This is a genomic window from Telluria mixta, from assembly GCF_029223865.1.
In the GTDB taxonomy this organism is placed as follows: Bacteria; Pseudomonadota; Gammaproteobacteria; order Burkholderiales; family Burkholderiaceae_D; genus Telluria; species Telluria mixta.
The window spans coordinates 2,795,605-2,817,207 of the sequence record NZ_CP119520.1 but is presented as its reverse complement, the minus strand read 5'-3'; the positions used below and the strand labels follow the sequence as shown (position 1 = coordinate 2,817,207).

The following is a 21,603-nucleotide window of genomic DNA, read 5'->3' as shown; positions in this document are numbered from 1 at the left end:
AGACCATCATGTCCACGAATACCGTCGAGTTGCACCGCGTCCTGAAATCCACCGCCGACCGCGTCTACCGCGCCTTCCTGACGCCGGCTGCCGTCGCCAAGTGGCTGCCGCCGCACGGCTTCACGTGCACCGTGCACGAACAGGACGCCCGTGTCGGCGGCCGCTACCGGATGTCGTTCACGAATTTCACGACGGGCGGGAGCCACTCGTTCGGCGGCGAATACCTGGAGCTGGAACCGGGCAAGCGCCTCGTCTACACGGCCGAATTCAACGATCCCAACCTGCCCGGCCGCATGCAGACGACCGTGCAGCTGCGCGAAGTCTTCTGCGGCGTCGAGATCAAGGTCAGGCAGGAAGGCATCCCGGCCGCGATTCCCGCCGAGATGTGCTACCTCGGCTGGCAGGAATCGCTGCAGCTTCTCACGCAGCTCGTCGAACCCGAAATCAAGGAGTGACGAGGTCGGACGGCACCTCGTCGCGCTCGTGCAACCCGTAATCGCGCACGACGGCGGCCACGCGCAGGCGGTAATCGGCAAAGATGCCAGCCCGCCCGGCCGCCTGCATCGCCCGGTGCGCGGGCAAGGTGCGCCAGCGTTTGACGGCTTCCTCGTCGCGCCAGAACGACAGCGACAGCATCTTCTCCGGCCGCGTCAGCGATGCGAAGCGCTCGATGGAGATGAAGCCGTCGATCGCTTCCAGCTCGGGACGCAGCGCGGCGGCCGCGTCCAGGTAATCCTGGCGCTTGCCGGACGCCGGTTCCACTTCGAAGATCACGGCGATCATGCGACGTTTTCCAGGAACGTGCGCTCCTCGCGCAGGATGAAGCGTTGTTCACGCGCGAACTGGAAGTTCGCCACTGCCTCTTCGTCTTTCTTCAAGCGCAGCCGATACGCTTCGTAATCGGCCAGGCTGTCGAAGCCGACGAGGCCCCACGCCTCGTAATTGGTGCCTTCGTGCGGCAGGAAGTAGCCGAGCAGGCGGCCTCCCAGCCTCGGGATGATGCGGCCCCAGTTCTCGGCATACTCGCGGAAGGCGTCGCGCTGGATGGGGTCGATCTCGTAGCGGATGAAACAGGTGATGGGCATGATGGCTCCTCGTAACGTTGAAGCCCCATGGTAGTCACTGGCCCTGGGCCGATGCTTCGGCTAAGATCGAAGTATGAGAGACGGACCGAATATCGCGAACATCGCCGCACTGATCGGCGACCAGGCGCGCGCCGAAGTGCTGAACGTGCTGATGAGCGGCATGGCGCTGACGGCGACGGAGCTGGCCGACGCCGCCGGCGTCACGCGCCAGACGATCAGCACACATCTCGCCAAGCTGCGCGAGGCGGGCCTGCTCGCCGTCGAGGCGCAGGGCCGGCACCGCTATTTCCGCATCGCCGATGCCGACGTCGCGCATTTGCTCGAATCCATGATGGGCATCGCGTTCGGCACGGGCGCCGTGCGCGTCCGTTCCAGTCCGCGCGAGCCGGCGCTGCGCAAGGCGCGCGTTTGCTACGACCATCTGGCGGGCGAACTCGGGGTGCTCGTCTACGAAAGCCTGGCCCGGCGCGGCGCGTTCGCGCTGGATGCGGGCGGCGTCGCGCTCACGGAGGCGGGCCGCGCGCTCGTCGCGCAACTGGGCATAGCTCCGCTGCCCGCCGCCACGCGCCGGCCGCTGTGCCGGCATTGCCTGGACTGGAGCGAGCGCCGCCATCACCTGGCCGGCGCCCTCGGGACGGCGCTGCTGGACCGCTTCCAGCAACTGGGCTGGGCGCGCCGCGTGCCGGAGTCGCGCGTGCTCGCGTTCAGCGCGGACGGCGAGGCGGCATTGCGCGCCTGGCTGGACTGATCAAGCCAACGACGGCCGGCCTTGCCCCAGGATCCGCGCCAGCAGCGGGCGCTTGATGGGCGCCGGCAGGCCGCGGTCGACGAGGCCCGCCCATTTCACGCTCAGTTGTTCGCACGTGGCGCGCAGCACCGGATCGGCATCCGGCAGGCGCGCCAGCGCATTCAGGTGACGCTCGATTACCGAGGCCAGTTTCACGCACGGACCGTCGCCGCTCGCGCGGTCGCAGGCATCCGCATTGTTCACCGTGTATTGCGACATCAGGTGCAGCAGCGCCGCCACGAGCAGTTCGTGGCGCGTGGTACGCCGCCCGTTCGGCGCGTTCAGTTCGTCCAGCAGATCGTCTTCCATAAGACCTCCTCGAAGTTTAGATGAGAATGATTCTCGTTTCGATTATGGATCGGGACGATGCTGAACGCAAGCGCAATCTGCTTACTGCCGGACCAGCGCCATGAATCCTGCCGCCACGAGGACCATGCCGCCGGCCGAGCCGTCGATCACCCGACGCCGGGTGTCGCTGAGCCGGCGCCGCCCCACCCGGCCCAGGGCCAGGCACAGCGAGGCGTACACGACCGCGCACCAGAACATGAAGGCCGCCGACAGGACGACCGCCTGCAGGGTCGTGTTCCCGTGCCGGTCCATGAACTGGGGCAGAATGGCGACATACACCATCATTCCTTTCGGATTGAGCAGGGACGTGAGAAAACCCTTGCCGAGCTGGTTCGTCACCTGTCCCTGGGGTACGACGAGCTCGCCGGAGCGCAACGCCGCCCGGATCAGCTTCGAGGCCAGGTAAATCAGATACGTGATACCGACCCAGCGGATCGCCTCGAACAGGACGGGTGACGCCGCCACGACGGCGGCGAGACCGAGCGCGACGAGAAAGGAATGGACGCAGTAGCCGAGCAGCACGCCCGTCGTGGCGCGCAGTCCGGCCGGCGTGCCACCGGACATCGCTTGCGACGCAATGAACAGGATGTCCGGGCCGGGCGTGCACACGAGCGGCAGGACGGTCGCGGAAAACAGCAGGAGGGTATGTGTATTCATGACGACAGCGTACTGCGCCGCGCCAAAAATGTGCTTCCTGACTCTTGTCAAAAAACGCGCATATCAGGCAACATCTCTCGCATGGATGAATATGACCGAAAGATTCTTGCGGAACTACAGAAAGACGGACGACTTTCTCTCACCGACCTGGCAGAACGCATCGGCTTGAGCCTGTCGCCATGCCATCGGCGCGTGCGCGCACTGGAAGACGCGGGGATCATTGCCGACTACCGGGCGACCATCGCGCCGGCGGCCGTCGGACTCAATTTCTCGGCCATCGTGTTCGTCACGCTGCGCGCCACCGACCGGGACAGCGTACGTGCCTTCGAAGAAGGCGTGCCGGGTGTTCCCGAAATCATCCAGGCACAGCGCCTGTTCGGCGACCCGGACTACATCCTGAACGTCATCACGACGGACCTGGCGGCGTACCAGAAACTGTGGGACGACAGCCTGTCGACCTTGCCGAACGTGTTGCGGCTGACGTCGACGCTCGTGATGAAGAGCGTCGTGCAGGGCCGGCCCCTGCCGCTGTGATCAAAGGCGCGTTTCGCGTGCGGCGCGCAGGAATTCATCCAGCACCGGCGTGCAGTCGAGCAGGTCGCCGCCCGTGGCGCGGTGGAATTCCGGATGCCATTGCAGGCCCATCACGAACGGCGCGCGCTGGTAGCGGATCGCCTCGACGACGCCGTCCGGCTCGGACATCGCTTCCACGTGGATGTCGCGCCCGAGGTCCTTGACGGCCTGGTGGTGGATCGAGTTCACGACGGCGCGCTCGTGCTTGGGGAACATCTTGCGCAGCGACGATCCGTGCGGGAAGACGATGGCATGGCGGTGCGCGTCGTAGATGTCGTGCACGTGCGGCTGGGCGCCGGCAACGTTCGTCACGATATCCTGGTGCAAGGTGCCGCCGAATGCGACGTTGATCAGCTGGCAACCGCGGCAGATGCCCAGCACGGGCTTGCCCGCGTCGACGAATTCGTGCAGCAGTTCCAGTTCGTAGACGTCGCGCGCGCGGTCGCCGCTCCATTCGGGCCGCGTCGGCGCTTCGGAATACGTCATCGGCGACACGTCCGCCCCGCCCTGCAGCACGAGACCGTCCAGGTGGCGCGCGTAATGACGCATCGTGATATTGCTGGGGTGGAGTAACCCGTTCGTATTGACGGTCGGGACCATGAACACCAGCACGTCGCGCGACATCACCCATTGCGCGATCGATTCTTCCAGGTATTGCAGGTTCTTGCTGCGCAGGCCTTTCGCGCCCTCTTCCGGGTGGAAGATGCGGGCAGAGACGCCGATGCGCAGCGTGCGGCGCATGAAGTCGCGGTTGAACTTGTCGGCCAGGGCGCGCCAGCGCGAGCGCAACACGCGGCCGGCCAGGTTCAGCGGCGTGTCGTCGGTACGCAGGTAGCGCGACGCATTGCCGCCGGCGCGCCGGTCGGGCACGCGCGGTGGCGGGCCGGCTTCGGCCGGTTCGTTCGGTTCGTCGATGTGCTTGTCATTGTCCAAAGCCATGGTCTCAATATATCCTTGCGACGGTCGCGCACGATTCGTTTTAAAAAAAATATCGTTTTAGTAATGAAATGCCCGCAGCCACCCGTATATGCACAGGATGCCGGGATGCCGCAGACTTGGCAATCCGCGCAACGAACACTTGCAAACTTGCGCTTAACAGGCAAAAATACTGTATTTCCATACAGTTGTTTTGCCGGCGTGCCGCGTCCCGTCCCGTAGAACCCACCGCGTGAAGTCGCTTATTTTCCGCGCGACAAGATAGAATGCGCAGCATTCGAATGATTGAAGATCAAGCATGGCCACCAAGAAACCCGCACCCGATTACAGCGAATCATCCATCCGCGTCCTGAAAGGACTGGAGCCCGTCAAGCAGCGTCCGGGCATGTACACACGCACCGAAAATCCGCTGCACATCATCCAGGAAGTGATCGACAACGCCTCGGACGAGGCGCTGGGCGGCCACTGCAAGAACATCGACGTGACGATGAACGCGGACGGTTCCATCACCGTCGAGGATGACGGCCGCGGCATCCCGGTCGGCCTGCACCCGGAAGAAGGTGTCTCGACCGTCGAGATCGTGTTCACCCGCCTGCACGCCGGCGGCAAGTTCGACAAGGGTTCGGGCGGCGCCTACGCGTTCTCGGGCGGCCTGCACGGCGTGGGCGTGTCCGTCACGAACGCGCTGTCCAAGCGCCTGGAAATCACCGTGTGGCGCAAGGACGACGACGGCAACGGCGTGCACAAACTCGTGTTCGCCGACGGCGACGTCATCGAGCCGCTGACCTCCGAGCCGTTCGAACGGGGCGGCAAGAAGAACGGCACGCGCGTCACCGCCTGGCCGGACGGTAAATATTTCGACTCGCCGAACATCCCGATGAGCGAGCTGCAGCGCCTGCTGCGCTCGAAGGCCGTGCTGCTGCCGGGCGTCACCGTCACGCTGACGAATGCGAAGACGGGCGACACCCAGACCTGGCGCTACGACGAAGGCCTGCGCGGCTACCTGACGGAAGCGCTGGCGCAGACGGCAGGCGGCGGCCAGACCGTGATCCCGCTGTTCGAAGGGGCGCAATACGCCGCCGCGGGCGATGAAGGCTTTGCCGAAGGCGAAGGCGCGGCGTGGGTCGTGGCCTGGACCGAGGAAGGTTCGGTGGTACGCGAATCCTATGTCAACCTGATCCCGACGGTCAGCGGCGGTACGCACGAATCCGGCCTGCGCGACGGCCTGTTCGGCGCCGTGAAGGGCTTCGTCGAGATGCACTCGCTGCTGCCGAAGGGCGTCAAGCTGCTGCCGGAAGACGTGTTCGCGCGCGTCTCGTTCGTGCTGTCGGCAAAAGTCCTGGACCCGCAATTCCAGGGCCAGACGAAGGAACGCCTGAACTCGCGCGACGCGGTGAAACTCGTGTCGGCGTTCACCAAGCCGCCGCTCGAACTGTGGCTGAACCAGCACGTCGAATACGGCCGCAAGCTGGCGGAACTCGTCATCAAGCAGGCGCAGTCGCGTCTCCGTTCGCTGCAAAAGGTCGAGAAGAAGAAGTCGTCCGGCGTGGCCGTTTTGCCGGGCAAGCTGACCGATTGCGAATCGACGGACATCACCCGCAACGAGCTGTTCCTCGTCGAGGGCGATTCGGCGGGCGGTTCCGCGAAGATGGGCCGCGACAAGGAATTCCAGGCGATCCTGCCGCTGCGCGGCAAGGTCCTGAACACGTGGGAGACCGACCGCGACCGCCTGTTCGCGAACAACGAGATCCACGACATCGCGGTGGCGATCGGCGTCGACCCGCACGGCCCGGACGACAACCCGGATATCTCGGGGCTGCGCTACGGGAAGATCTGCATCCTGTCCGATGCGGACGTCGACGGCTCGCACATCCAGGTCCTGCTGCTGACGCTCTTCTTCAAGCACTTCCCCGCTCTTTTCAAGAACGGCCACGTGTGCGTCGCGCGCCCGCCGCTGTACCGCGTGGACGTGCCGGCGCGCGGCAAGAAGCCGATCCAGAAGCTGTACGCGCTGGACGACGGCGAACTGCTCGCCATCGAGGACAAGCTCAAGAAGGAAGGCCTGAAGGAAGGCGTGTGGAGCATCTCCCGCTTCAAGGGCCTGGGCGAGATGAACGCCGAGCAGCTGTGGGAAACGACGATGAACCCGGACACCCGCCGCCTGCTGCCGGTGGCCTTCGGCGACTACGGCCTGGCCGAATCGTCGGCGCGTTTCAACATGCTGATGGGTAAAGGCGAAGCCGCCGCCCGCCGTGCATGGCTGGAAGAGCACGGGAACGAGACGGAAGCGGATATCTGATAAGCAAAAAAATTGGGTCCCCGCCTTCGCAGGGACGACGGTCTTACGGCCAACAAAATTAGCACGTCGTTCCCGCGCAGGCGGGAACCCAAGTTTGCATGAACGAACAAACAAAATGACCCAAGCAAGCCTCTTCGAACAAACCACTCCCCCCGGCGGCGGCGGCGACGACGCCGAGACGCTGACCCTGTCCACCTTCGCGGAACGCGCGTACCTGGACTATGCCGTCTCGGTCGTCAAAGGCCGCGCGCTGCCGGACGTCTCGGACGGCCAGAAGCCCGTCCAGCGCCGCATCCTGTACTCGATGAACGAACTGGGTCTCGGCCCGACCGCGAAGCCGCGCAAGTCCGCGACCGTCGTCGGCGACGTGCTCGGCAAGCTGCACCCGCACGGCGACCAGTCGGTGTACGACGCCCTCGTGCGCATGGCCCAGGACTTTTCGCTGCGCTACCCGCTGATCGACGGCCAGGGTAACTTCGGCTCGCGCGACGGTGACGGCGCCGCGGCGATGCGTTACACGGAAGCCCGTTTGACGCCCGTCTCGCGCCTGCTGCTCGACGAGATCGACATGGGCACCGTCGACTTCCAGCCGAACTACGACGGTTCGAGCGAGGAACCGCGCACGCTGCCCGCGCGCCTGCCGATGCTGCTGCTGAACGGCGCATCCGGCATCGCGGTCGGCATGGCGACCGAGATCCCGTCGCACAACCTGCGCGAAGTGGCCACCGCCGCCGTCGCGATGATCCGCAATCCGAAGATCACGCATGCCGAGCTGATGACCTTCATGCCCGGTCCGGACTATCCGGGCGGCGGCCAGATCATCACCCCGGCGTCCGCCATCGCCGACATGTACGCATCGGGCCGCGGCTCGATGAAGGTGCGCGCGCGCTGGAAGATCGAGGAACTGGCGCGCGGCCAGTGGCAGGCCGTCGTCACCGAGCTGCCGCCCGGCGTGTCGGCGCAGCGCGTGCTGGAAGAGATCGAGGAACTCACGAACCCGAAGATCAAGGTCGGAAAGAAGACCCTGCTGCCCGAGCAGCTCACGCTGAAGCAGACGATCCTCGGCGCGCTGGACGCCGTGCGCGACGAATCCGGCCGCGAAGCGCCGGTGCGCCTCGTGTTCGAGCCGAAGTCGAAGAACCAGGACCAGACCGAATTCATGCTGATGCTGCTGGCGCACACGTCGCTGGAAACGTCGGCTCCGATCAACCTCGTGATGATCGGCGGCGACGGCCGTCCGCGCCAGAAGGGTCTCACCGAGATCCTGCAGGAATGGATCGAGTACCGCTTCGTCACGGTCCGCCGCCGCACGGAATTCAAGCTGGGCAAGGTCAACGACCGCATCCACATCCTGGAAGGCCGCGAGATCGTCCTGCTGAACATCGATGAGGTCATCCACATCATCCGCAACTCGGACGAGCCGAAGGCCGCGCTGATCGACCGGTTCAAGCTGTCGGAGCGCCAGGCCGAGGACATCCTCGAGATCCGCCTGCGCCAGCTGGCGCGCCTGGAAGCGATCAAGATCGAGCAGGAGCTGGCCGAACTGCGCGGCGAAAAGGAAAAGCTGGAAGACATCCTCGAGAACCCGTCGTCGATGAAGCGCCTGATCATCCGCGAGATCGAGGCCGACTCGAAGCAGTACGGCGACGACCGCCGCACCTTGATCGAGGAAGCCCAGAAGGCCGTGGCCGAGCAGAAGATCATCGACGAGCCGGTGACCGTCATCGTGTCCGAGAAGGGCTGGGTGCGCGCTCGCACCGGCGTCGGCCACGATCCGGCCCAGTTCACGTTCAAGGCGGGCGACTCGCTGTACGGCGCGTTCGAGTGCCGCACGGTCGACACGCTGCTGTGCGTCGGCGACAACGGCAAGGTGTATTCCGTGCCCGTGGCCGCCCTGCCCGGCGCGCGCGGCGACGGCGTGCCCATCACGACGCTCGTCGACCTGTCGGGCGGCGGTCGCATCCTGTACTACTACGTGGGCCCGGCCGAGACGCGCCTGCTGCTCGCGACGACGACCGGCTTCGGCTTCATCACGAAGGCCGGCGACATGATCACGCGCCTGAAAGGTGGTAAATCGTTTATCACGCTGGACGACGGCGCCGTGCCGCTGGCGCCGCGCGTCGTGGTGGACAATGCGGGCGCCATCGCCTGCCTGTCCGAAAAGGGGCGCGTGCTGGTGTTCGGCATCGACGAAATGAAGGTGTTGCAGAACGGCGGCCGCGGCGTGATCCTGATGGGCCTGGAGCCGAAGGAAAAGCTGCTGGCCGTGCAACCGATCAGCCAGAAGGGCCTGAACGTGGTCGGCACCTGGGCCGGCGACAAGCCGCGCACGGTGGAGTTGTTCGCGTCCGGCCTGGAGCCGCACTTCGGCAAGCGCGCCAACAAGGGCAAGCCGTTGTCGGCCAAGCTGAAGGCGAAAGACCTCGCGATGCGTACCACGGGCGACGGCGCCTGATAACAAAAAAACGGACCCGCGTGAACTGACCCCATAAAGTTGGACAGTTAGTTTGCTAGGCAGCCACGGCCTGAGTCCTGTACTGAGCAGGGCTCAGGCCTTTTAGTTTGAGTTTGATGCGTTCGTGATTGTAATAGTGGATGTAGTCGGCCAGGCCGGCGCGTAACTCGTCTACGCTGTTGAATCTGTTCAGGTAGAAGAACTCGGACTTGAGTATCCCGAAGAAGCTTTCCATGGCTGCATTGTCATGACAGTTGCCTTTGCGGGACATGCTTTGTACAAGTTCCCGCTCGCGCAACTGACGTTGGAAGGCGGGCATCCGATATTGCCACCCCTGGTCGGAATGCAGCATCGGCCTCTCATGTGGCTGCAGCCTGGCCAGTGCCGTCTTGAGCATCGAGCTCACCATATCGAAGACGGGACGTTTGTTGGTTTCAAAAGCGATGATCTCGCCGTTGTACAAATCCAGTATCGGCGACAGGTACAGCTTTTCACCCGCAACGTTAAACTCGGTCACGTCCGTCACCCACTTCTGATTGGGTGCTTCGGCCTTGAATTGGCGCTGCAGCTCATTCGGTGCGGCCTGGCCCACATCGCCCTTGAATGAGCGGTACTTCTTCGGTCGCACAAGCGACTTCAGACCCAGCACGCCCATCAAACGCTGGACCACCTTGTGATTGACCACATACCCCAATTGTCGGACGACAGCCGTGATACGTCGGTAACCATAGCGTCCCTTGTGACGCTCGAAGACGGTTTTGATCGTGTCCTTCAGGTCGTTGTACTTGTCGTCCTGATGCCGCAAACCTAGCTGGTAATAGAACGTGCTGCGCGACAGTTGCGCCGCCATGAGCAAACCAGTGATTGGATATTGTTGCCTTAGTTCCTGCACTATTTGCGCTTTTTCGGCGGCACTTGCTTTGGCCTGGCTTGAACTAAGGCTTGCAACTTTTTTAGGTACGCATTCTCCATGCGCAGATAGTCCAACTCGGCCTGCAGATCTTCCCGAGACTTCTCATTGTCGGGTTTCGACTCTGGTTTTGCTGGACCTACTGACATGACTTTTGGCCTTCCTCGTGGGCGTGCCGTCAGGCCATCCAGCCCTTCTCGGCGGTATTCTCGCTCCCAAACAATCAAGCTACCCGGGCTGCGGATGTTAAACAATGCGGCCGTCTGGCCAAGTCCGAGAGCATTGTCCCACATGTGCCGAAGCACCAACAGTTTGAACTCGGCGCTGTAATGGCTGAACTTCTTCTTCAGTCCATCCACACCGTGAGCCCGGAACGACATAACCCATCGTCTGAGCATCTCATGGTCCACCCCATGCTGCTTGGCGACCGACTTGTAACCAGCCGCCCCACCTAAGTATTGCTGTACCAACGACAGCTTGAAATGCTCGTCGTACTTCGCCATGAAAAAACCCCAAAAGTTGGTGTCCAACTTTTGGGGTTCAGTTCACGCGGGTCCGTTTTTTCATGGGTGCCCTGGGTTACTTGGCGGCGTCCTTATGTGCTTCGGCGGTGGCTTCGGCACGCTTTTCGTTGGCCTTGGCATGGGCCTTGGCTTTATCGGCGTTGGCGTCCACGATCTTCTTCTGGGCCTTTTCGTCGGCCTTGATCATGGTCTTCTGGGCGTCGTAATTGGCTTCGGCAGCCTTTTCCTCGGCCTTGGCAGAGGCCTTGGCCTTGTCTTCCGGGTCAGCCTTCGCGACCTTTTCATTGGCCTTGTCGACTTTCTTCACGGCCTTGTCGTGTGCCTTGGCCTTCTTCTCGTTGGCCTTGTCGACGGCCTTGTTGATTTTCTCATCCTGCTTCGACATCTCCTTGGCTTCCTTCTCGTTAGCCTTGGCGATTTTCTTGTCGGCATCGGCATTGCCGGTCGACGTCGTGCCGGCCGTGCCGCTCTGGCCCGACGCCATCGTGGTGTCGGTGGTGGTCGTGACCGGGGTCGCCGGTGCGGTCGTGGATTGCGCGTAAACCGAGGTGGCGAACAGGCCGGCGATCAGGGTGGCGAGCAGTTTATTCATCGTAGTTCTCCTGAAGATTATGGTGGGGCGCGCCGTAACGCACCAATATGTTTTTGTTAAGTCAGGACTTCAGAATATGCTTCGGACAACTTCCGCTCTGTTCGCCAGCGCACGCAGTACATACTGGTCATCATCCAATTTGTGACAAGATTTTTCAGCGCTCGGCCGCCTTCTCTGCCCCCTTGCGCTTCGACTCGGCGTGCTTTTTCCGGCTTGCCTTGACGGACGCTTCCGTCTTCATGCGGCTGCCCGGCGGCTCTTTCACGGACCGCGCGTTCGCTTTCATGACTTCGCTCTCGGCCTTCGTACCGGCCTTGCCGCGCCCGCCGGTGGCGGCCGCATCGGTGTCGGTGTTGTTGGGCGCCGTCGTGTTGGTGGCCTGGGCATTCACGTTGTCGGCCTTGCCCGGCGCGGCATTGATCACGGCCGTGCTTTTGCCGACGACCTGGCCTGCATTGTTGATGCCGGCGGCCTGGCGGCCCGTGGCGTCATGCGCGGAACCGGTGTTCGCCGTGCCGTCCGTGCGCAGGCCCGTGCCGGACACGCCCGCGGCCGTGGTGTTGTGGCCGGACACAGCCTGGCCGATCGGCGCCGTGTTGGCGGTGGTCTGGGCCCAGGCCGACGACGCCAGCAGGGCGCACGCAAGGGTGGGGAGAAATTTTTTCATGATGATCCCGTTTCGTAGGTGATTAGTCGAAACGAGGATAGGTGCGCCGCGCGGGTCACTCTGTTCGGCAGCGCACCCGCCGGTGCTACTTGTTGGCCGGGCGGCCCGCGTACAGGTCGATGATGTCGCTGATGCCGTCCTGGCAGACGGGGCAGAACTCGCCGCTGCGGTCGAACATGATGCATTGCATGGCCGGACGGTAATAGCCGGTCGCCTCGTAGTTCGCTCCCTCGAACGCGCCGATCGCCTTGCGGTATTTTGCCTGCGCAAACAGGGCATTCGAGTGCGCCAGGTCTTCGCGGAACAGCGCGCTCATCTCCGATTCCGGCCGGTTGGCCGCCCGCAGCGCCGCACGCTTTTTCTGGTACTCGCGCGAATACGCTTCGTACTCGGCCTTGGGCCACGGCGTGGGCAGCGGCGTGCCGGCCTGCACGTATTGCGTCCACTTCAGGTGGGCCGGATCGCGCAGCGCCGTCACGTTCGGTTCCCACGGCTCCATGCGCGCGCCGCTGGACTGGTAGGCGACGGGCGACGTGTAGTACTCGTCGGCCAGCCCGGCAAAATGGTGGCCGAACTCGTGCACGAACAAATAATCCGTCCAGTCGTTGTTCGCGGCCGCCGTGCTGAACTGGCCGAAGATGCCGCCACCGCCATACGTGTCGTTGTTGACGAGGATTTCGATGAACTCGTACGGCGCGTATTGCGCGATGTCGCGCAGCGCCCGATTGTCCAGGGTCAGTACATAGCGCTCGCTGCCGAAGATGTCGTAGCGCGTGCCCAGCGCGGACGCGTGGTGCACGCCCGTCGACGGCCGCGACACGCCCGATTCCCGCGTCGGCACGGCCAGTGCCCACACGTTGAAATCGTTCGCGCGCTCCTTGAACGGCGACACCTCGAACAGGTGCTGCGCGAGGCGGCGCACGGCCGCTTCGAACTTCGGCATCTCGGCCTGCGTATAACCGTCGCCCAGCACGAGCAGGTCGACCTTGCGTGGCGACGGCCCGCCGACCTTGATCGGGATCGGCTGCGCGGGCGCGGGCCCCTGTGCGCGCACGACGTCCTGCGCATCGGTGTCGACGTCCACGCTCCACGCGACGGAGAACTGGTTGCGCTCGTCGCGCTTCAGGATGCGCACGCGCACGGGGCGATCCGGCTTCGGAAAGCGCACGGATTCGTGGAACCCACGGCTGAGCTTGTTCGCCTCTTCCGTCGTTTTCCACTCGCCGAACACCGTGGAAAAGTCGCGCGAATACAACAAGTCTCCCGTCTTCGCATCGGCCACCTCGACGCGGTTGTTGCCGCGGTTGGTGTCGTCGAACGGACGCGCCGTGTCGCCCGGCCACGGCAGCGGTTCGATCAGCACGCGCTCGATGGCGTACTGTTCGGATAGTGCATTGCCGCTGTGGATGTAGTCGACGCGGACGGTAGCGGGCTGGGCGGCCAGCGCCAGCGCGGGGAAGGCGCAGGCGGCGAGCAGGGTCGAGAGCGATCGGATCATGATGTTCTCCGTCGTCAATGCGCCGAAGCCACTGCAGCGTCGGCCTTGGGCAGGCTCTTCAGCAAGCCGTCCAGGTTGCCGTCGACGCTGCCGTACGCGCTGCGTATCTGGGTCAGCGTCTTGAGCATCTGGTGCGGTGTCGCGATACCCGTTTCGAGATCGCTCAGCATGTCCATCATGCGCGGGCCGTCGAGGAAGTTCGCGCCGCCAGAGGCCGTAAGCGTCCGTATCTCGCGGATATCGGCATAGGCCGTCACATAGCGCTGCAACTGCTCGTCCGGCATCCATGTCACGGCCTGGTTGGCGACGGCGGCATCCCATGCTTCGTGGCGCAGCGTGGGCACCTGGATGCCGAGGGTGATGCCTCTTTTCCAGTCGGTCTTGAAGCGCGCCATCAACACGTCGTCCGCGACCTTGTCGTGGATGCCCTTCAACAGTTCGGCGCGCACCCGTTCGACTTCCTTCAGATCGCTCTCGTTATGCGCGAGCACGTTCTGAACGTCCTTCGCGTTGAGACGCAGTTCCGCCTCGATCTTCTCGGCCGCCTCGTGCGCGAGGTGCTTGTGGTGGATGGTCTGTACGGCGTGCTCGAGTGCGAGGGCAGTGAGGATACTGATGACGATCATCACGTACTCGCCGCCGAACTCCTTCAGCTTCTTCGATTTCGGAACTTCGAAATGCATGGTCAAACCCGCGGAGATAGGAAAGTTGCAATCTAGCGCAGGTTTGGCTTTCTGACAATCAATCGCCAGTGTTCCCAGTCGGGATCCGGCGCGCCGCCGAAGCGGCGGTACAGGCGTTTCGCGGCCTCGTTGGTGGGCAGAACGAGCCACGTGATCTGTCCCGCGTCGATGCGTTCCGCCTCGCCCCGCAAGCCGGCAAGCAGGTCCGCCGCGATGCCTCGGTTCCGGTACGCCGGGTCCACGAACAATTCCTTCAGCGTCACGGTCGGGCGCAGGTCGAACGTGAACGCCTGGACGAGCCAGACGGCATAGCCGGCAAGCCGACCATCCTCCCCTTGCGCGACGAGGATCCCGCACTGGGCGCCCGGCCCGAAGGCACGGGCGCACAGGTCGCGGGCCGTCACCCGGAACCGGGGCAAGTAGCCCTCGAAGGCCGCCAACGCGCGCATCATGCCGATGAGCGCCTCCGCGTCGTCCGGCCCGGCCGGCCGGATCGGACAAGCGTTACTCGCCATGGCCGGTCGCGAGCGCGAACCCTTCGTCGATCCAGCCCGTGACCCCGCCGATCATCAGCTTGACGGGCCGCCCCAGCTTCGCCAGTCGGTACGCGGCGCGGTGCGCGCCGTTGCAATGCGGGCCGGCGCAATAGACGACGAACAGGGTGTCCAGCGGATAGTCGCGCAGCTTCGCCTCCACGATCTTCCCGTGCGGCATGCTGATGGCCTGCGGCACGTGGCCGCGCGCATACAGGTCGGGGCTGCGCGCATCGAACAGGACGAAATCCTGCCTGCCGTTAGCGATGGCGTCGTGGACGTCCCAGCAATCCGTCTCGAATTCGAAAGCGGTGCCGAAGTGGGCGATGGCGCGGTCGCTGCCGGCGGCAGGGATGGCGGATACGGATGAGGTCATGGGTTTCTCCTTGCAGTGAGACGCCAGTGTCGCAGCCGCGGCGCCTCCCCGGCAGTGCCTTGCGCGACAGAAATTGGTAACATCGCGCCATGAACCATCATGTCGCCATCGTCGCCTACGACGGCCTGTGCACCTTCGAATTCGGCTGTGCCATCGAACTGTTCGCCCTCGAGCGCCCGGAGCTGGGCGTGCGCTGGTACAACCACGCCGTGTGCGCCGTCGAGCCCGGTCCGCTGCGCGCGATGGGCGGCCTGACCGTGCATGTGCCGCACAGCCTCGACGCGCTTGCCCACGCGGACACCATCGTCATCCCCGGCTGGCGCGACCGGTACGAAGCGCCGCCGGCCGCCCTCGTCGACGCCCTGCGCGCGGCGCACGCACGGGGCGCACGCCTCTGCTCGATCTGCTCGGGCGCGTACGTGCTCGCGTACGCCGGCCTGCTCGACGGTCGCCGGGCCACCACGCACTGGCGCTACCTGGACGACCTGCACGCCCGCTTCCCGGCCATCGCGATCGACCCGGACGTGCTCTACGTCGAAGATGGGAACATCGTCACGTCGGCCGGTTCCGCAGCCGGCCTCGACATGTTGCTGCACCTCGTGCGCGCCGACTTCGGCGCGGAGGTCGCGAACCGGGTCGCGCAACGCCTCGTGATCCCGGCGCATCGCGACGGCGACCAGGCGCAGCGCGTCGCGCGTCCCGTGCCCGATGCCGGCGTGGACACGATCGCCCGCCTCATGGACCACGTGCGCGAAACGATCCGCGCCGGGCACACGGTGGCCTCGATGGCGGCCGAGGCACGCCTGGGGACACGCACCTTCCAGCGCCGCTTCAAGGAAAGAACGGGCCTCGCGCCGCTCGGCTGGCTCGTGCGCGAGCGGGTCGCCCTGGCCACGCAGTTGCTGGAGTCGCGGCCACAACTCGCCATCGATGCGGTCGCGGACCTGGCCGGGCTTGGCTCGGCCGAATCGCTGCGCCGGCATTTCCGCGCGCACGGCCTGGCGCCGCCGGGACAGTATCGCCGCCAGAGCAACGAGCGGGCCATGTCGTGACTTTTGGAGAGACCGATCGGGGATTTCGTCATTACAATAAAAAGTCTTGTCGATTCGATCGGATGGTCCAAACATGAGTTCGATGTTCATAGCCGCAGACGGCCAGCCGCGCTGCCGCTGGTGCGGTGCCGCGCCCGAGTTTTTGCACTATCACGACACCGAATGGGGCTTCCCGGTCAGCGACGACCGGCGCCTGTTCGAGAAGATCTGCCTGGAAGGGTTCCAATCCGGACTCAGCTGGCGCACCATCCTCGCCAAGCGCGAGAATTTCCGGGCCGCCTTCGATGGGTTCGACTTCACCCGGGTCGCGGAATACACCGACCGCGATGTCGCGCGGTTATTGGCCGACGAAGGCATCGTCCGCCATCGCGGCAAGATCGAAGCCGTGATCAACAACGCCCGCATGGCACGAGACCTCGTCGCGCGCGAGGGCTCGCTGGCCGCGTTTTTCTGGCGCTACGAACCCGACCCCGCGCAGCTCGCCGCACCGCAGACGGCGTCCACATCGGCGGAGGCCGTCGCCCTGTCGAAGGACCTGAAGAAACTGGGCTGGAAGTTCGTCGGGCCGACGACCGTGTACGCGTTCATGCAGGCGATGGGGCTGATCAATGACCATGCCGAACAATGCGTCGTCCGGAACAAGGTCGCGCAGGCACGCGGGCGATTCGCGCGCCCGCGCGGCGCTATTTGTACTGATACAGCGGACGCCGGATGAGGATCGGCCGGATATCCAGCCGCACGTTGTAGATCGAATAGGATTCCATCGACGACGACTGGTAGCCGGCGCTGTCGTCCGTGCGTGTAAAACGGAATTCGAAGCCGAGGTCGGGCTGGACGCCGTTCGGGCTGCCGAGCGTGATGCCGATGGCGTCCGGCTGGTCGCTGTCGATCAGCTTGCTCATCAGGTCGACGACGGTGCTGTTGCCGAGGATGTCGGCGGTGAACAGCGGTTCGCGATAGTAGGGCCGCGACGGATCGAGCTTGTTGTCGGCCTTGTCATCGGACGGCGTGCATTCGCGGGTGACGATATTGAAGTGGTCGCCGTTGTCGAGGTAGCTGACGCGTACATTGGTCACGTTGAACGCGCCCTCGTGCACGATCGCGTTTGACAGGTCGAGCACGAGCGCGCCCTTGTAGCCGATCACCTCGACGTCGCGGTTGGGCAGCACGACCATCGCCGTGTCCTCGTCGATGCCGAGGCCCAGCTTGTAGCCCTTCTTGAGCATGGCCGGCAGCATGCGCGCGAAGCGGCCGCGCACGAGCAGGTGCTGGTCGATGAAGACGTCGTCGCCGACGAAGCCGAGTCCGTCCGTGATCTCCTCGCCCTCTTCCACACCCAGCTTGAGCGTGGCCAGCACGGTGCGGGGACGCCCGAACATCGTGCTGCTCATGATGGCGGCACCGGCGCTGGAGCCAGCGATCACGCCGCCGCGCCGGTACATGTCCCACAGCGCGTCGAGCACCCGGGTATTGCTGCCGTCCTCGTGGCGCAGCGCGCGCGTGATGCGGCTCTGGTCGCCGCCCGCGAAGAACGCGCCGTTCGCGCCGCGCACGGCCTCGGCCAGGCCCCTGTCATCAGCCGCGGCCTGGTAGTTACTGCCGGACAGCTTGACCGCGACGGGGACGAAGAATGCCTTGGCGCCATAGCTGTTGAGGCGCTCGACGAGGCTCTTGCCGGACCGTTCCGGCGTGCCCGATGCCGACGCGAACACGGCGATGCGCGCCCCCTTGCCGCCCGCGAGCTGGATGATGCGTTCCCACACGGGACCGTTCGAGGGGCGCAGATTGCCGCCGATGATGACGAGGGATCCCTTGGGCTGCGCCGCAGCATCGGCAGCGGCGCACCAGGGCGCGCCGGCCAGCAGCAGCACGGCCAGAATAAGACGCAACGCGGACCGAACCATAAAACCCTTCCCGACTTCGACAAACAGTAAGCCTGATTGTAGAGGACCGGCAGCGTGTTGCGTCCGGTCAGGAAAGATATATGTTCGGGTAGTAGCGCTCCATCAGTGTGTCCGGACGCTCGGGCGGCGCAAAGCCGAAGCGGGCAAACAGGCTGTGCGCGTCGTTCGTGTTGAGGGTGAACCGGCGCAAGCGCTGCAGGCTCGGATGCTCCATGACGATGCGGATCAGCTGCTTGGCGTAGCCGCGCCCGCGGTACTCGGGCACGACGAAGACGTCGCACAGATGGGCCATCGTCGCATAGTCGGTCATGACCCGCGCGAACGCGATCTGCCGGCCGTCGAGGTAGCCGCCGAAGCACAGCGAATTCTCGATCGAGCGCTCGACCACGGTACGGGAAATGCCGACGGCCCAGGTCGACTGCTCGCTGAGGAAGCGGTAGATCATGGGAATATCGAGCGTCGTCCGGTCCGTGCTGACCTGGAAACTGGAATCGTTGGTGGTTGGAATCATGGACACGCCAAACCGTCAATCTGGTAAAAAAACCAATTCTAGCCCCGTTCCGGCCTGCATGGACGTTTGCGCCAATCGTGCGTGCATGAACCGTTCAACGCCTGGGCAGATAGCGTTCCGGCAGGCGCAGCGATGCATCCTCGGCGCGCCACAGTACGTTCACGATCCACCAGCGCTTGCCGTCGTTGTATAGCTGAATGCTGTTGATGCCGCGCTGAAACGGTTCGGCGTCCCCGCGCGCGTGCCGCGACTCGTACGTGCTGAACACGTGCACGATCTGGCCGAACGTCTCCGTGGTGCGCGCCGCCTCGCGCTCGAAAAAGCCCATCGTCGCGAACGCCTTCGCGTTACGGACGATATAGTCCTCGACCGTCATGGCACGCAGAGCGTACACGCCCTCCGGCCGCGCACCGACGGCCATCAGCCTGCCTTCCGGCGCGAACAGCGAGCGCATCCGGTCCCAGTCGCGCGGCTGGCCGGCCGTGCCGGAGATGACGTCGTACAGCGCGGCAACGATGCCGTCGACGGTGGCGACGTCGGCCGGACGGGCGGCCGGGCTCGCGGTCGGGCTTGAGGCGGGCGTTGCCGCGGACGTGGTCGCTGCGGCCGGTGCCGGCGGCACCTGTTGCTGGGCATGCGCCCCGCCCACGATCGCCATCGCCGCAATCCAACCCATCCAGTCTCGTGCCTTCATGTCCGTCTCCCGTCTTTATATTGTGGAATTGCCAAGAACAGCGACATGATCGGACATTTGCGGACGAAAGTCACCGGGGCGCAATCGCCGGGGTAAGGCTGCACAGTTTATAATCAGGAAATCCAAGAAAATCCCGTCACCCGTCTCCCATCATGACTGATCAATTTGCCAAAAAAGCGGAAGCCTGGTCGGCCCGCTTCTCCGAACCCGTCTCCGACCTCGTCAAGCGCTACACCGCGTCGGTCTTCTTCGACAAGCGCCTGGCCCTGTTCGACATCCAGGGTTCGCTCGCCCACGCCGAGATGCTGGCCGCCCAGGGCATCATCAGCGCCCAGGACCGCGCCGAGATCGAGCGTGGCATGGCCCAGATCCGCGGCGAGATCGAAGCCGGCCAGTTCGAGTGGCTGCTCGACCTGGAAGACGTGCACCTGAACATCGAAAAACGCCTGACGGAACTGGTCGGCGACGCCGGCAAGCGCCTGCATACGGGCCGTTCCCGTAACGACCAGGTGGCGACCGACATCCGCCTGTACATGCGCGCCGCCATCGACGACATCCTCGCCCTCTTGAGAAGCCTGCGCGGCGCCCTGACCGATCTGGCGGAACGCAACGCGGACACCATCATGCCGGGCTTCACGCACCTGCAGGTCGCGCAGCCGGTGACCTTTGGCCACCACCTGCTGGCCTATGTGGAAATGTTCGGCCGCGACGCCGAGCGCATGGCCGACACGCGCCGCCGCGTGAACCGCCTGCCGCTGGGTGCCGCCGCCCTGGCGGGCACCACCTTCCCCATCGACCGCCTGCGCGTGGCCAAGACCCTCGGTTTCGAAGACGTCTGCCACAACTCGCTCGACGCTGTATCTGATCGCGATTTCGCCATCGAGTTCACGGCAGCCGCATCGGTCTTGATGATGCACATCTCGCGCATGTCGGAAGAGCTGGTGACGTGGATGAGCCCGCGCATCGGCTTCATCGACATCGCCGACCGCTTCTGCACCGGCTCGTCGATCATGCCGCAGAAAAAGAACCCGGACGTGCCAGAACTGGCGCGCGGCAAGACGGGCCGCGTCTACGGTCACCTGATGGGCCTGCTGACCCTGATGAAGGGCCAGCCGCTCGCGTACAACAAGGACAACCAGGAAGACAAGGAACCGCTGTTCGACACCGTCGACACCGTGCTGGACACGCTGCGCATCTTCACCGACATGGCATCCGGCATCACGGTCAAGCCCGAGAACATGCGCGCTGCCGCGCTGCAGGGCTATGCGACGGCGACCGACCTGGCCGACTACCTCGTCAAGAAGGGCCTGCCGTTCCGCGACGCCCACGAAGCCGTGGCGCATGCCGTGCGCGCTTGCGACGACGCCAAGTGCGACCTGTCGGAAATGTCGCTGGAGCGCCTGCGCGAGTTCTCGCCGCTGATCGAGCAGGACGTGTTTGCCGTGCTGACGCTGGAAGGTTCCGTCGCGGCGCGCGACCACGTGGGCGGCACGGCGCCGAATCAGGTGCGCGCGGCCATTGCGCGTGTCCGGGCACAATTGGCGGAATAAGGACATCCCAGGGTGTCCGCCCTGACGGAGGACACCCATGCAACGCTACGGCAACCAGAGCCGCGAATCCGGCGTCGTCGCCTACGACATCGACGCCGGCCAGATCATCGTCCAGTTCAGGAACGGCGACCGCTATCTCTACACGGAAGACAGCGCCGGCGCCGCCAACATCGCCAGGATGCAGGAACTGGCCAGGGCCGGCCGCGGGCTGTCGAGCTTCATCAGCCAGCACGTCCACGACCACTACGCCCGCAAGATCAACTCGCGCCGACTGTAACCCACAAGAAAGATCCATGACCGCAACGCCAGCCCTGCCCCAACGCGACTTTTCCGCCTTCCTGTTCGACATGGACGGCACCATCCTCACTTCCATCAAGGCCGCCGAGCGGGTCTGGGGCGACTGGGCCGCCAGCCACGGGCTCGACGTGGCCGCCTTCCTGCCCACCATCCACGGCAAGCGCACCGAGGAAACCATCCGCGCGCTGGAACTGCCGGGCGTCGACCCGGTGGCGGAAGCGGCGCGCATCACCCTGGCCGAGATCGAGGACGTAGCCGGCATCGAAGCCATCGAAGGCGCCGCCGCGTTCATCGCCAGCCTGCCTGCCGGGCGCTGGGCCATCGTCACGTCCGCGCCGCGGGCGCTGGCCGAAGCGCGCATCGCCGCGGCCGGCCTGCCGCTGCCGGCCGTGCTGGTGGCCGCCGAGGACGTCGAACGGGGCAAGCCCGCGCCCGATCCGTTCCTGCTGGGCGCACGCAAGCTGGGCGTGAAGCCGGAAGACTGCCTCGTGTTCGAAGACACGCTGGCCGGCCTGCGTTCGGCCTTTGCTGCCGGCATGGACAGCATCGTCGTGACGGTCACGCACACGCATCCGCTGGACACCGACGTCGTCGCGGTACTCGATTACGCGGATCTGCGCGCCGTGACGACGGCCGACGGCCTGCTGCGCGTGCAGCGCCGGCCGTAACCTC

At 64.8% G+C, this 21,603-nt stretch carries 25 protein-coding genes; 10 read left to right on the top strand and 15 right to left on the bottom strand.

Going from position 1 to position 21,603, the window contains the following annotated elements:
- Positions 1-8 precede the first annotated feature (8 nt).
- Positions 9-455, top strand: coding sequence for an SRPBCC family protein (locus P0M04_RS12615; RefSeq protein WP_259450809.1), 447 nt, complete (start codon positions 9-11; stop codon positions 453-455).
- Here the strand turns inward: P0M04_RS12615 and P0M04_RS12610 are convergent.
- Positions 445-783 (bottom strand): antibiotic biosynthesis monooxygenase family protein, encoded by a 339-nt coding sequence (locus P0M04_RS12610; protein ID WP_259450808.1) that lies wholly within the window; start codon positions 781-783, stop codon positions 445-447. The genes P0M04_RS12615 and P0M04_RS12610 overlap by 11 nt on opposite strands.
- Positions 780-1,085: an NIPSNAP family protein gene (locus P0M04_RS12605; RefSeq protein ID WP_259450807.1), complete on the bottom strand. Its 306-nt coding sequence runs from the start codon at positions 1,083-1,085 to the stop codon at positions 780-782. Before P0M04_RS12605 ends, P0M04_RS12610 begins: the two co-directional genes overlap by 4 nt.
- Positions 1,086-1,158: 73 nt before the next feature.
- Between P0M04_RS12605 and P0M04_RS12600 the strand changes: the two genes are divergently transcribed.
- The gene (locus P0M04_RS12600) at positions 1,159-1,833 is read left to right on the top strand and encodes an ArsR/SmtB family transcription factor (RefSeq protein WP_259450806.1); all 675 of its coding nucleotides are present in this window, start codon (positions 1,159-1,161) and stop codon (positions 1,831-1,833) included.
- Here P0M04_RS12600 and P0M04_RS12595 read toward each other — a convergent pair whose 3' ends face one another.
- Positions 1,834-2,181, bottom strand: coding sequence for a hypothetical protein (locus tag P0M04_RS12595; protein ID WP_259450805.1), 348 nt, complete (start codon positions 2,179-2,181; stop codon positions 1,834-1,836).
- An 81-nt stretch (positions 2,182-2,262) separates the two neighbouring features.
- Positions 2,263-2,877: a LysE family translocator gene (locus tag P0M04_RS12590; protein WP_259450804.1), complete on the bottom strand. Its 615-nt coding sequence runs from the start codon at positions 2,875-2,877 to the stop codon at positions 2,263-2,265.
- 81 nt (positions 2,878-2,958) lie between these two features.
- Between P0M04_RS12590 and P0M04_RS12585 the strand changes: the two genes are divergently transcribed.
- Complete coding sequence (locus tag P0M04_RS12585) at positions 2,959-3,411, top strand: Lrp/AsnC family transcriptional regulator (protein WP_259450803.1); 453 nt, start codon at positions 2,959-2,961, stop codon at positions 3,409-3,411.
- On the opposite strand, the gene P0M04_RS12580 is transcribed toward P0M04_RS12585, so the two are convergent.
- A complete protein-coding gene (locus P0M04_RS12580; RefSeq protein WP_259450802.1) occupies positions 3,412-4,389 on the bottom strand; it encodes a gamma-glutamyl-gamma-aminobutyrate hydrolase family protein in 978 nt (325 codons plus the stop codon). It lies immediately after the preceding gene.
- 295 nt (positions 4,390-4,684) lie between these two features.
- On the opposite strand from P0M04_RS12580, the gene P0M04_RS12575 reads away from it, so the two are divergent.
- Both P0M04_RS12575 and parC read left to right on the top strand, forming a co-directional pair.
- Positions 4,685-6,685: a DNA topoisomerase IV subunit B gene (locus P0M04_RS12575; protein WP_259450801.1), complete on the top strand. Its 2,001-nt coding sequence runs from the start codon at positions 4,685-4,687 to the stop codon at positions 6,683-6,685.
- 115 nt (positions 6,686-6,800) lie between these two features.
- Positions 6,801-9,140 carry a DNA topoisomerase IV subunit A gene (gene parC / locus P0M04_RS12570; RefSeq protein ID WP_259450800.1) on the top strand — a complete coding sequence of 780 codons (2,340 nt, stop codon included), beginning with the start codon at positions 6,801-6,803 and terminating at the stop codon, positions 9,138-9,140.
- A gap of 55 nt (positions 9,141-9,195) precedes the next feature.
- Here parC and P0M04_RS12565 read toward each other — a convergent pair.
- The 7 genes from P0M04_RS12565 to P0M04_RS12535 form a co-directional block, all read right to left on the bottom strand.
- A protein-coding gene (locus P0M04_RS12565; RefSeq protein ID WP_259450799.1) for an IS3 family transposase occupies positions 9,196-10,553 on the bottom strand; the annotation gives its coding sequence in 2 pieces (ribosomal slippage) (positions 9,196-10,074 and positions 10,077-10,553; 1,356 coding nt in all).
- 76 nt (positions 10,554-10,629) lie between these two features.
- Positions 10,630-11,166, bottom strand: coding sequence for a hypothetical protein (locus P0M04_RS12560; RefSeq protein WP_259450798.1), 537 nt, complete (start codon positions 11,164-11,166; stop codon positions 10,630-10,632).
- Positions 11,167-11,320: 154 nt separating this feature from the next.
- The gene (locus tag P0M04_RS12555) at positions 11,321-11,833 is read right to left on the bottom strand and encodes a hypothetical protein (protein WP_259450797.1); all 513 of its coding nucleotides are present in this window, start codon (positions 11,831-11,833) and stop codon (positions 11,321-11,323) included.
- 85 nt (positions 11,834-11,918) lie between these two features.
- The gene (locus P0M04_RS12550) at positions 11,919-13,331 is read right to left on the bottom strand and encodes an IgA Peptidase M64 (protein ID WP_259450796.1); all 1,413 of its coding nucleotides are present in this window, start codon (positions 13,329-13,331) and stop codon (positions 11,919-11,921) included.
- 14 nt (positions 13,332-13,345) lie between these two features.
- The gene (locus P0M04_RS12545; protein ID WP_259450795.1) at positions 13,346-14,014 is read right to left on the bottom strand and encodes a hypothetical protein; all 669 of its coding nucleotides are present in this window, start codon (positions 14,012-14,014) and stop codon (positions 13,346-13,348) included.
- A gap of 32 nt (positions 14,015-14,046) precedes the next feature.
- Complete coding sequence (locus P0M04_RS12540; RefSeq protein ID WP_259450794.1) at positions 14,047-14,529, bottom strand: GNAT family N-acetyltransferase; 483 nt, start codon at positions 14,527-14,529, stop codon at positions 14,047-14,049.
- A complete protein-coding gene (locus P0M04_RS12535) occupies positions 14,519-14,923 on the bottom strand; it encodes a rhodanese-like domain-containing protein (RefSeq protein WP_259450793.1) in 405 nt (134 codons plus the stop codon). Before P0M04_RS12535 ends, P0M04_RS12540 begins: the two co-directional genes overlap by 11 nt.
- An 89-nt stretch (positions 14,924-15,012) precedes the next feature.
- Between P0M04_RS12535 and ftrA the strand changes: the two genes are divergently transcribed.
- Together ftrA and P0M04_RS12525 are read left to right on the top strand one after the other, a co-directional pair.
- A complete protein-coding gene (ftrA, locus tag P0M04_RS12530) occupies positions 15,013-15,975 on the top strand; it encodes a transcriptional regulator FtrA (protein WP_259450792.1) in 963 nt (320 codons plus the stop codon).
- 73 nt (positions 15,976-16,048) lie between these two features.
- Positions 16,049-16,690: a DNA-3-methyladenine glycosylase I gene (locus P0M04_RS12525; RefSeq protein WP_259450791.1), complete on the top strand. Its 642-nt coding sequence runs from the start codon at positions 16,049-16,051 to the stop codon at positions 16,688-16,690.
- On the opposite strand, the gene P0M04_RS12520 is transcribed toward P0M04_RS12525, so the two are convergent.
- The 3 genes from P0M04_RS12520 to P0M04_RS12510 form a co-directional block, all read right to left on the bottom strand.
- Positions 16,659-17,879 carry a cyanophycinase gene (locus P0M04_RS12520; RefSeq protein ID WP_259450790.1) on the bottom strand — a complete coding sequence of 407 codons (1,221 nt, stop codon included), beginning with the start codon at positions 17,877-17,879 and terminating at the stop codon, positions 16,659-16,661. The genes P0M04_RS12525 and P0M04_RS12520 overlap by 32 nt on opposite strands.
- A gap of 67 nt (positions 17,880-17,946) precedes the next feature.
- Entirely contained in the window at positions 17,947-18,390 is a 444-nt protein-coding gene (locus P0M04_RS12515) for a GNAT family N-acetyltransferase (RefSeq protein ID WP_259450789.1), read from the bottom strand.
- Positions 18,391-18,484: 94 nt separating this feature from the next.
- A complete protein-coding gene (locus P0M04_RS12510) occupies positions 18,485-19,084 on the bottom strand; it encodes a hypothetical protein (protein ID WP_259450788.1) in 600 nt (199 codons plus the stop codon).
- A 152-nt stretch (positions 19,085-19,236) separates the two neighbouring features.
- Here P0M04_RS12510 and argH point away from each other — a divergent pair, with 152 nt between their 5' ends.
- From argH to P0M04_RS12495, 3 genes are read left to right on the top strand one after another with little or no spacing between them, the layout of a single operon-like run.
- Complete coding sequence (argH, locus tag P0M04_RS12505) at positions 19,237-20,634, top strand: argininosuccinate lyase (RefSeq protein WP_259450787.1); 1,398 nt, start codon at positions 19,237-19,239, stop codon at positions 20,632-20,634.
- Between the two features lie 37 nt (positions 20,635-20,671).
- Positions 20,672-20,911 carry a hypothetical protein gene (locus tag P0M04_RS12500; protein ID WP_259450786.1) on the top strand — a complete coding sequence of 80 codons (240 nt, stop codon included), beginning with the start codon at positions 20,672-20,674 and terminating at the stop codon, positions 20,909-20,911.
- Between the two features lie 16 nt (positions 20,912-20,927).
- Positions 20,928-21,599: an HAD-IA family hydrolase gene (locus tag P0M04_RS12495; protein WP_259450785.1), complete on the top strand. Its 672-nt coding sequence runs from the start codon at positions 20,928-20,930 to the stop codon at positions 21,597-21,599.
- The last annotated feature ends 4 nt before the right edge of the window (positions 21,600-21,603 follow it).

Coding starts and splice junctions, on each gene's coding strand:
- argH (WP_259450787.1), top strand. CDS start 19,237: ATGACTGATCAATTTGCCAAAAAAGCGGAAGCCTGGTCGGCCCGCTTC.
- P0M04_RS12500 (WP_259450786.1), top strand. CDS start 20,672: ATGCAACGCTACGGCAACCAGAGCCGCGAATCCGGCGTCGTCGCCTAC.
- P0M04_RS12520 (WP_259450790.1), bottom strand. CDS start 17,879: ATGGTTCGGTCCGCGTTGCGTCTTATTCTGGCCGTGCTGCTGCTGGCC.
- P0M04_RS12535 (WP_259450793.1), bottom strand. CDS start 14,923: ATGACCTCATCCGTATCCGCCATCCCTGCCGCCGGCAGCGACCGCGCC.
- P0M04_RS12555 (WP_259450797.1), bottom strand. CDS start 11,833: ATGAAAAAATTTCTCCCCACCCTTGCGTGCGCCCTGCTGGCGTCGTCG.
- P0M04_RS12515 (WP_259450789.1), bottom strand. CDS start 18,390: ATGATTCCAACCACCAACGATTCCAGTTTCCAGGTCAGCACGGACCGG.
- P0M04_RS12610 (WP_259450808.1), bottom strand. CDS start 783: ATGATCGCCGTGATCTTCGAAGTGGAACCGGCGTCCGGCAAGCGCCAG.
- P0M04_RS12580 (WP_259450802.1), bottom strand. CDS start 4,389: ATGGCTTTGGACAATGACAAGCACATCGACGAACCGAACGAACCGGCC.
- P0M04_RS12545 (WP_259450795.1), bottom strand. CDS start 14,014: ATGCATTTCGAAGTTCCGAAATCGAAGAAGCTGAAGGAGTTCGGCGGC.
- P0M04_RS12525 (WP_259450791.1), top strand. CDS start 16,049: ATGAGTTCGATGTTCATAGCCGCAGACGGCCAGCCGCGCTGCCGCTGG.
- P0M04_RS12560 (WP_259450798.1), bottom strand. CDS start 11,166: ATGAATAAACTGCTCGCCACCCTGATCGCCGGCCTGTTCGCCACCTCG.
- P0M04_RS12605 (WP_259450807.1), bottom strand. CDS start 1,085: ATGCCCATCACCTGTTTCATCCGCTACGAGATCGACCCCATCCAGCGC.
- P0M04_RS12600 (WP_259450806.1), top strand. CDS start 1,159: ATGAGAGACGGACCGAATATCGCGAACATCGCCGCACTGATCGGCGAC.
- P0M04_RS12595 (WP_259450805.1), bottom strand. CDS start 2,181: ATGGAAGACGATCTGCTGGACGAACTGAACGCGCCGAACGGGCGGCGT.
- P0M04_RS12590 (WP_259450804.1), bottom strand. CDS start 2,877: ATGAATACACATACCCTCCTGCTGTTTTCCGCGACCGTCCTGCCGCTC.
- P0M04_RS12585 (WP_259450803.1), top strand. CDS start 2,959: ATGGATGAATATGACCGAAAGATTCTTGCGGAACTACAGAAAGACGGA.
- P0M04_RS12540 (WP_259450794.1), bottom strand. CDS start 14,529: ATGGCGAGTAACGCTTGTCCGATCCGGCCGGCCGGGCCGGACGACGCG.
- P0M04_RS12575 (WP_259450801.1), top strand. CDS start 4,685: ATGGCCACCAAGAAACCCGCACCCGATTACAGCGAATCATCCATCCGC.
- P0M04_RS12550 (WP_259450796.1), bottom strand. CDS start 13,331: ATGATCCGATCGCTCTCGACCCTGCTCGCCGCCTGCGCCTTCCCCGCG.
- parC (WP_259450800.1), top strand. CDS start 6,801: ATGACCCAAGCAAGCCTCTTCGAACAAACCACTCCCCCCGGCGGCGGC.
- P0M04_RS12510 (WP_259450788.1), bottom strand. CDS start 19,084: ATGAAGGCACGAGACTGGATGGGTTGGATTGCGGCGATGGCGATCGTG.
- P0M04_RS12615 (WP_259450809.1), top strand. CDS start 9: ATGTCCACGAATACCGTCGAGTTGCACCGCGTCCTGAAATCCACCGCC.
- ftrA (WP_259450792.1), top strand. CDS start 15,013: ATGAACCATCATGTCGCCATCGTCGCCTACGACGGCCTGTGCACCTTC.
- P0M04_RS12495 (WP_259450785.1), top strand. CDS start 20,928: ATGACCGCAACGCCAGCCCTGCCCCAACGCGACTTTTCCGCCTTCCTG.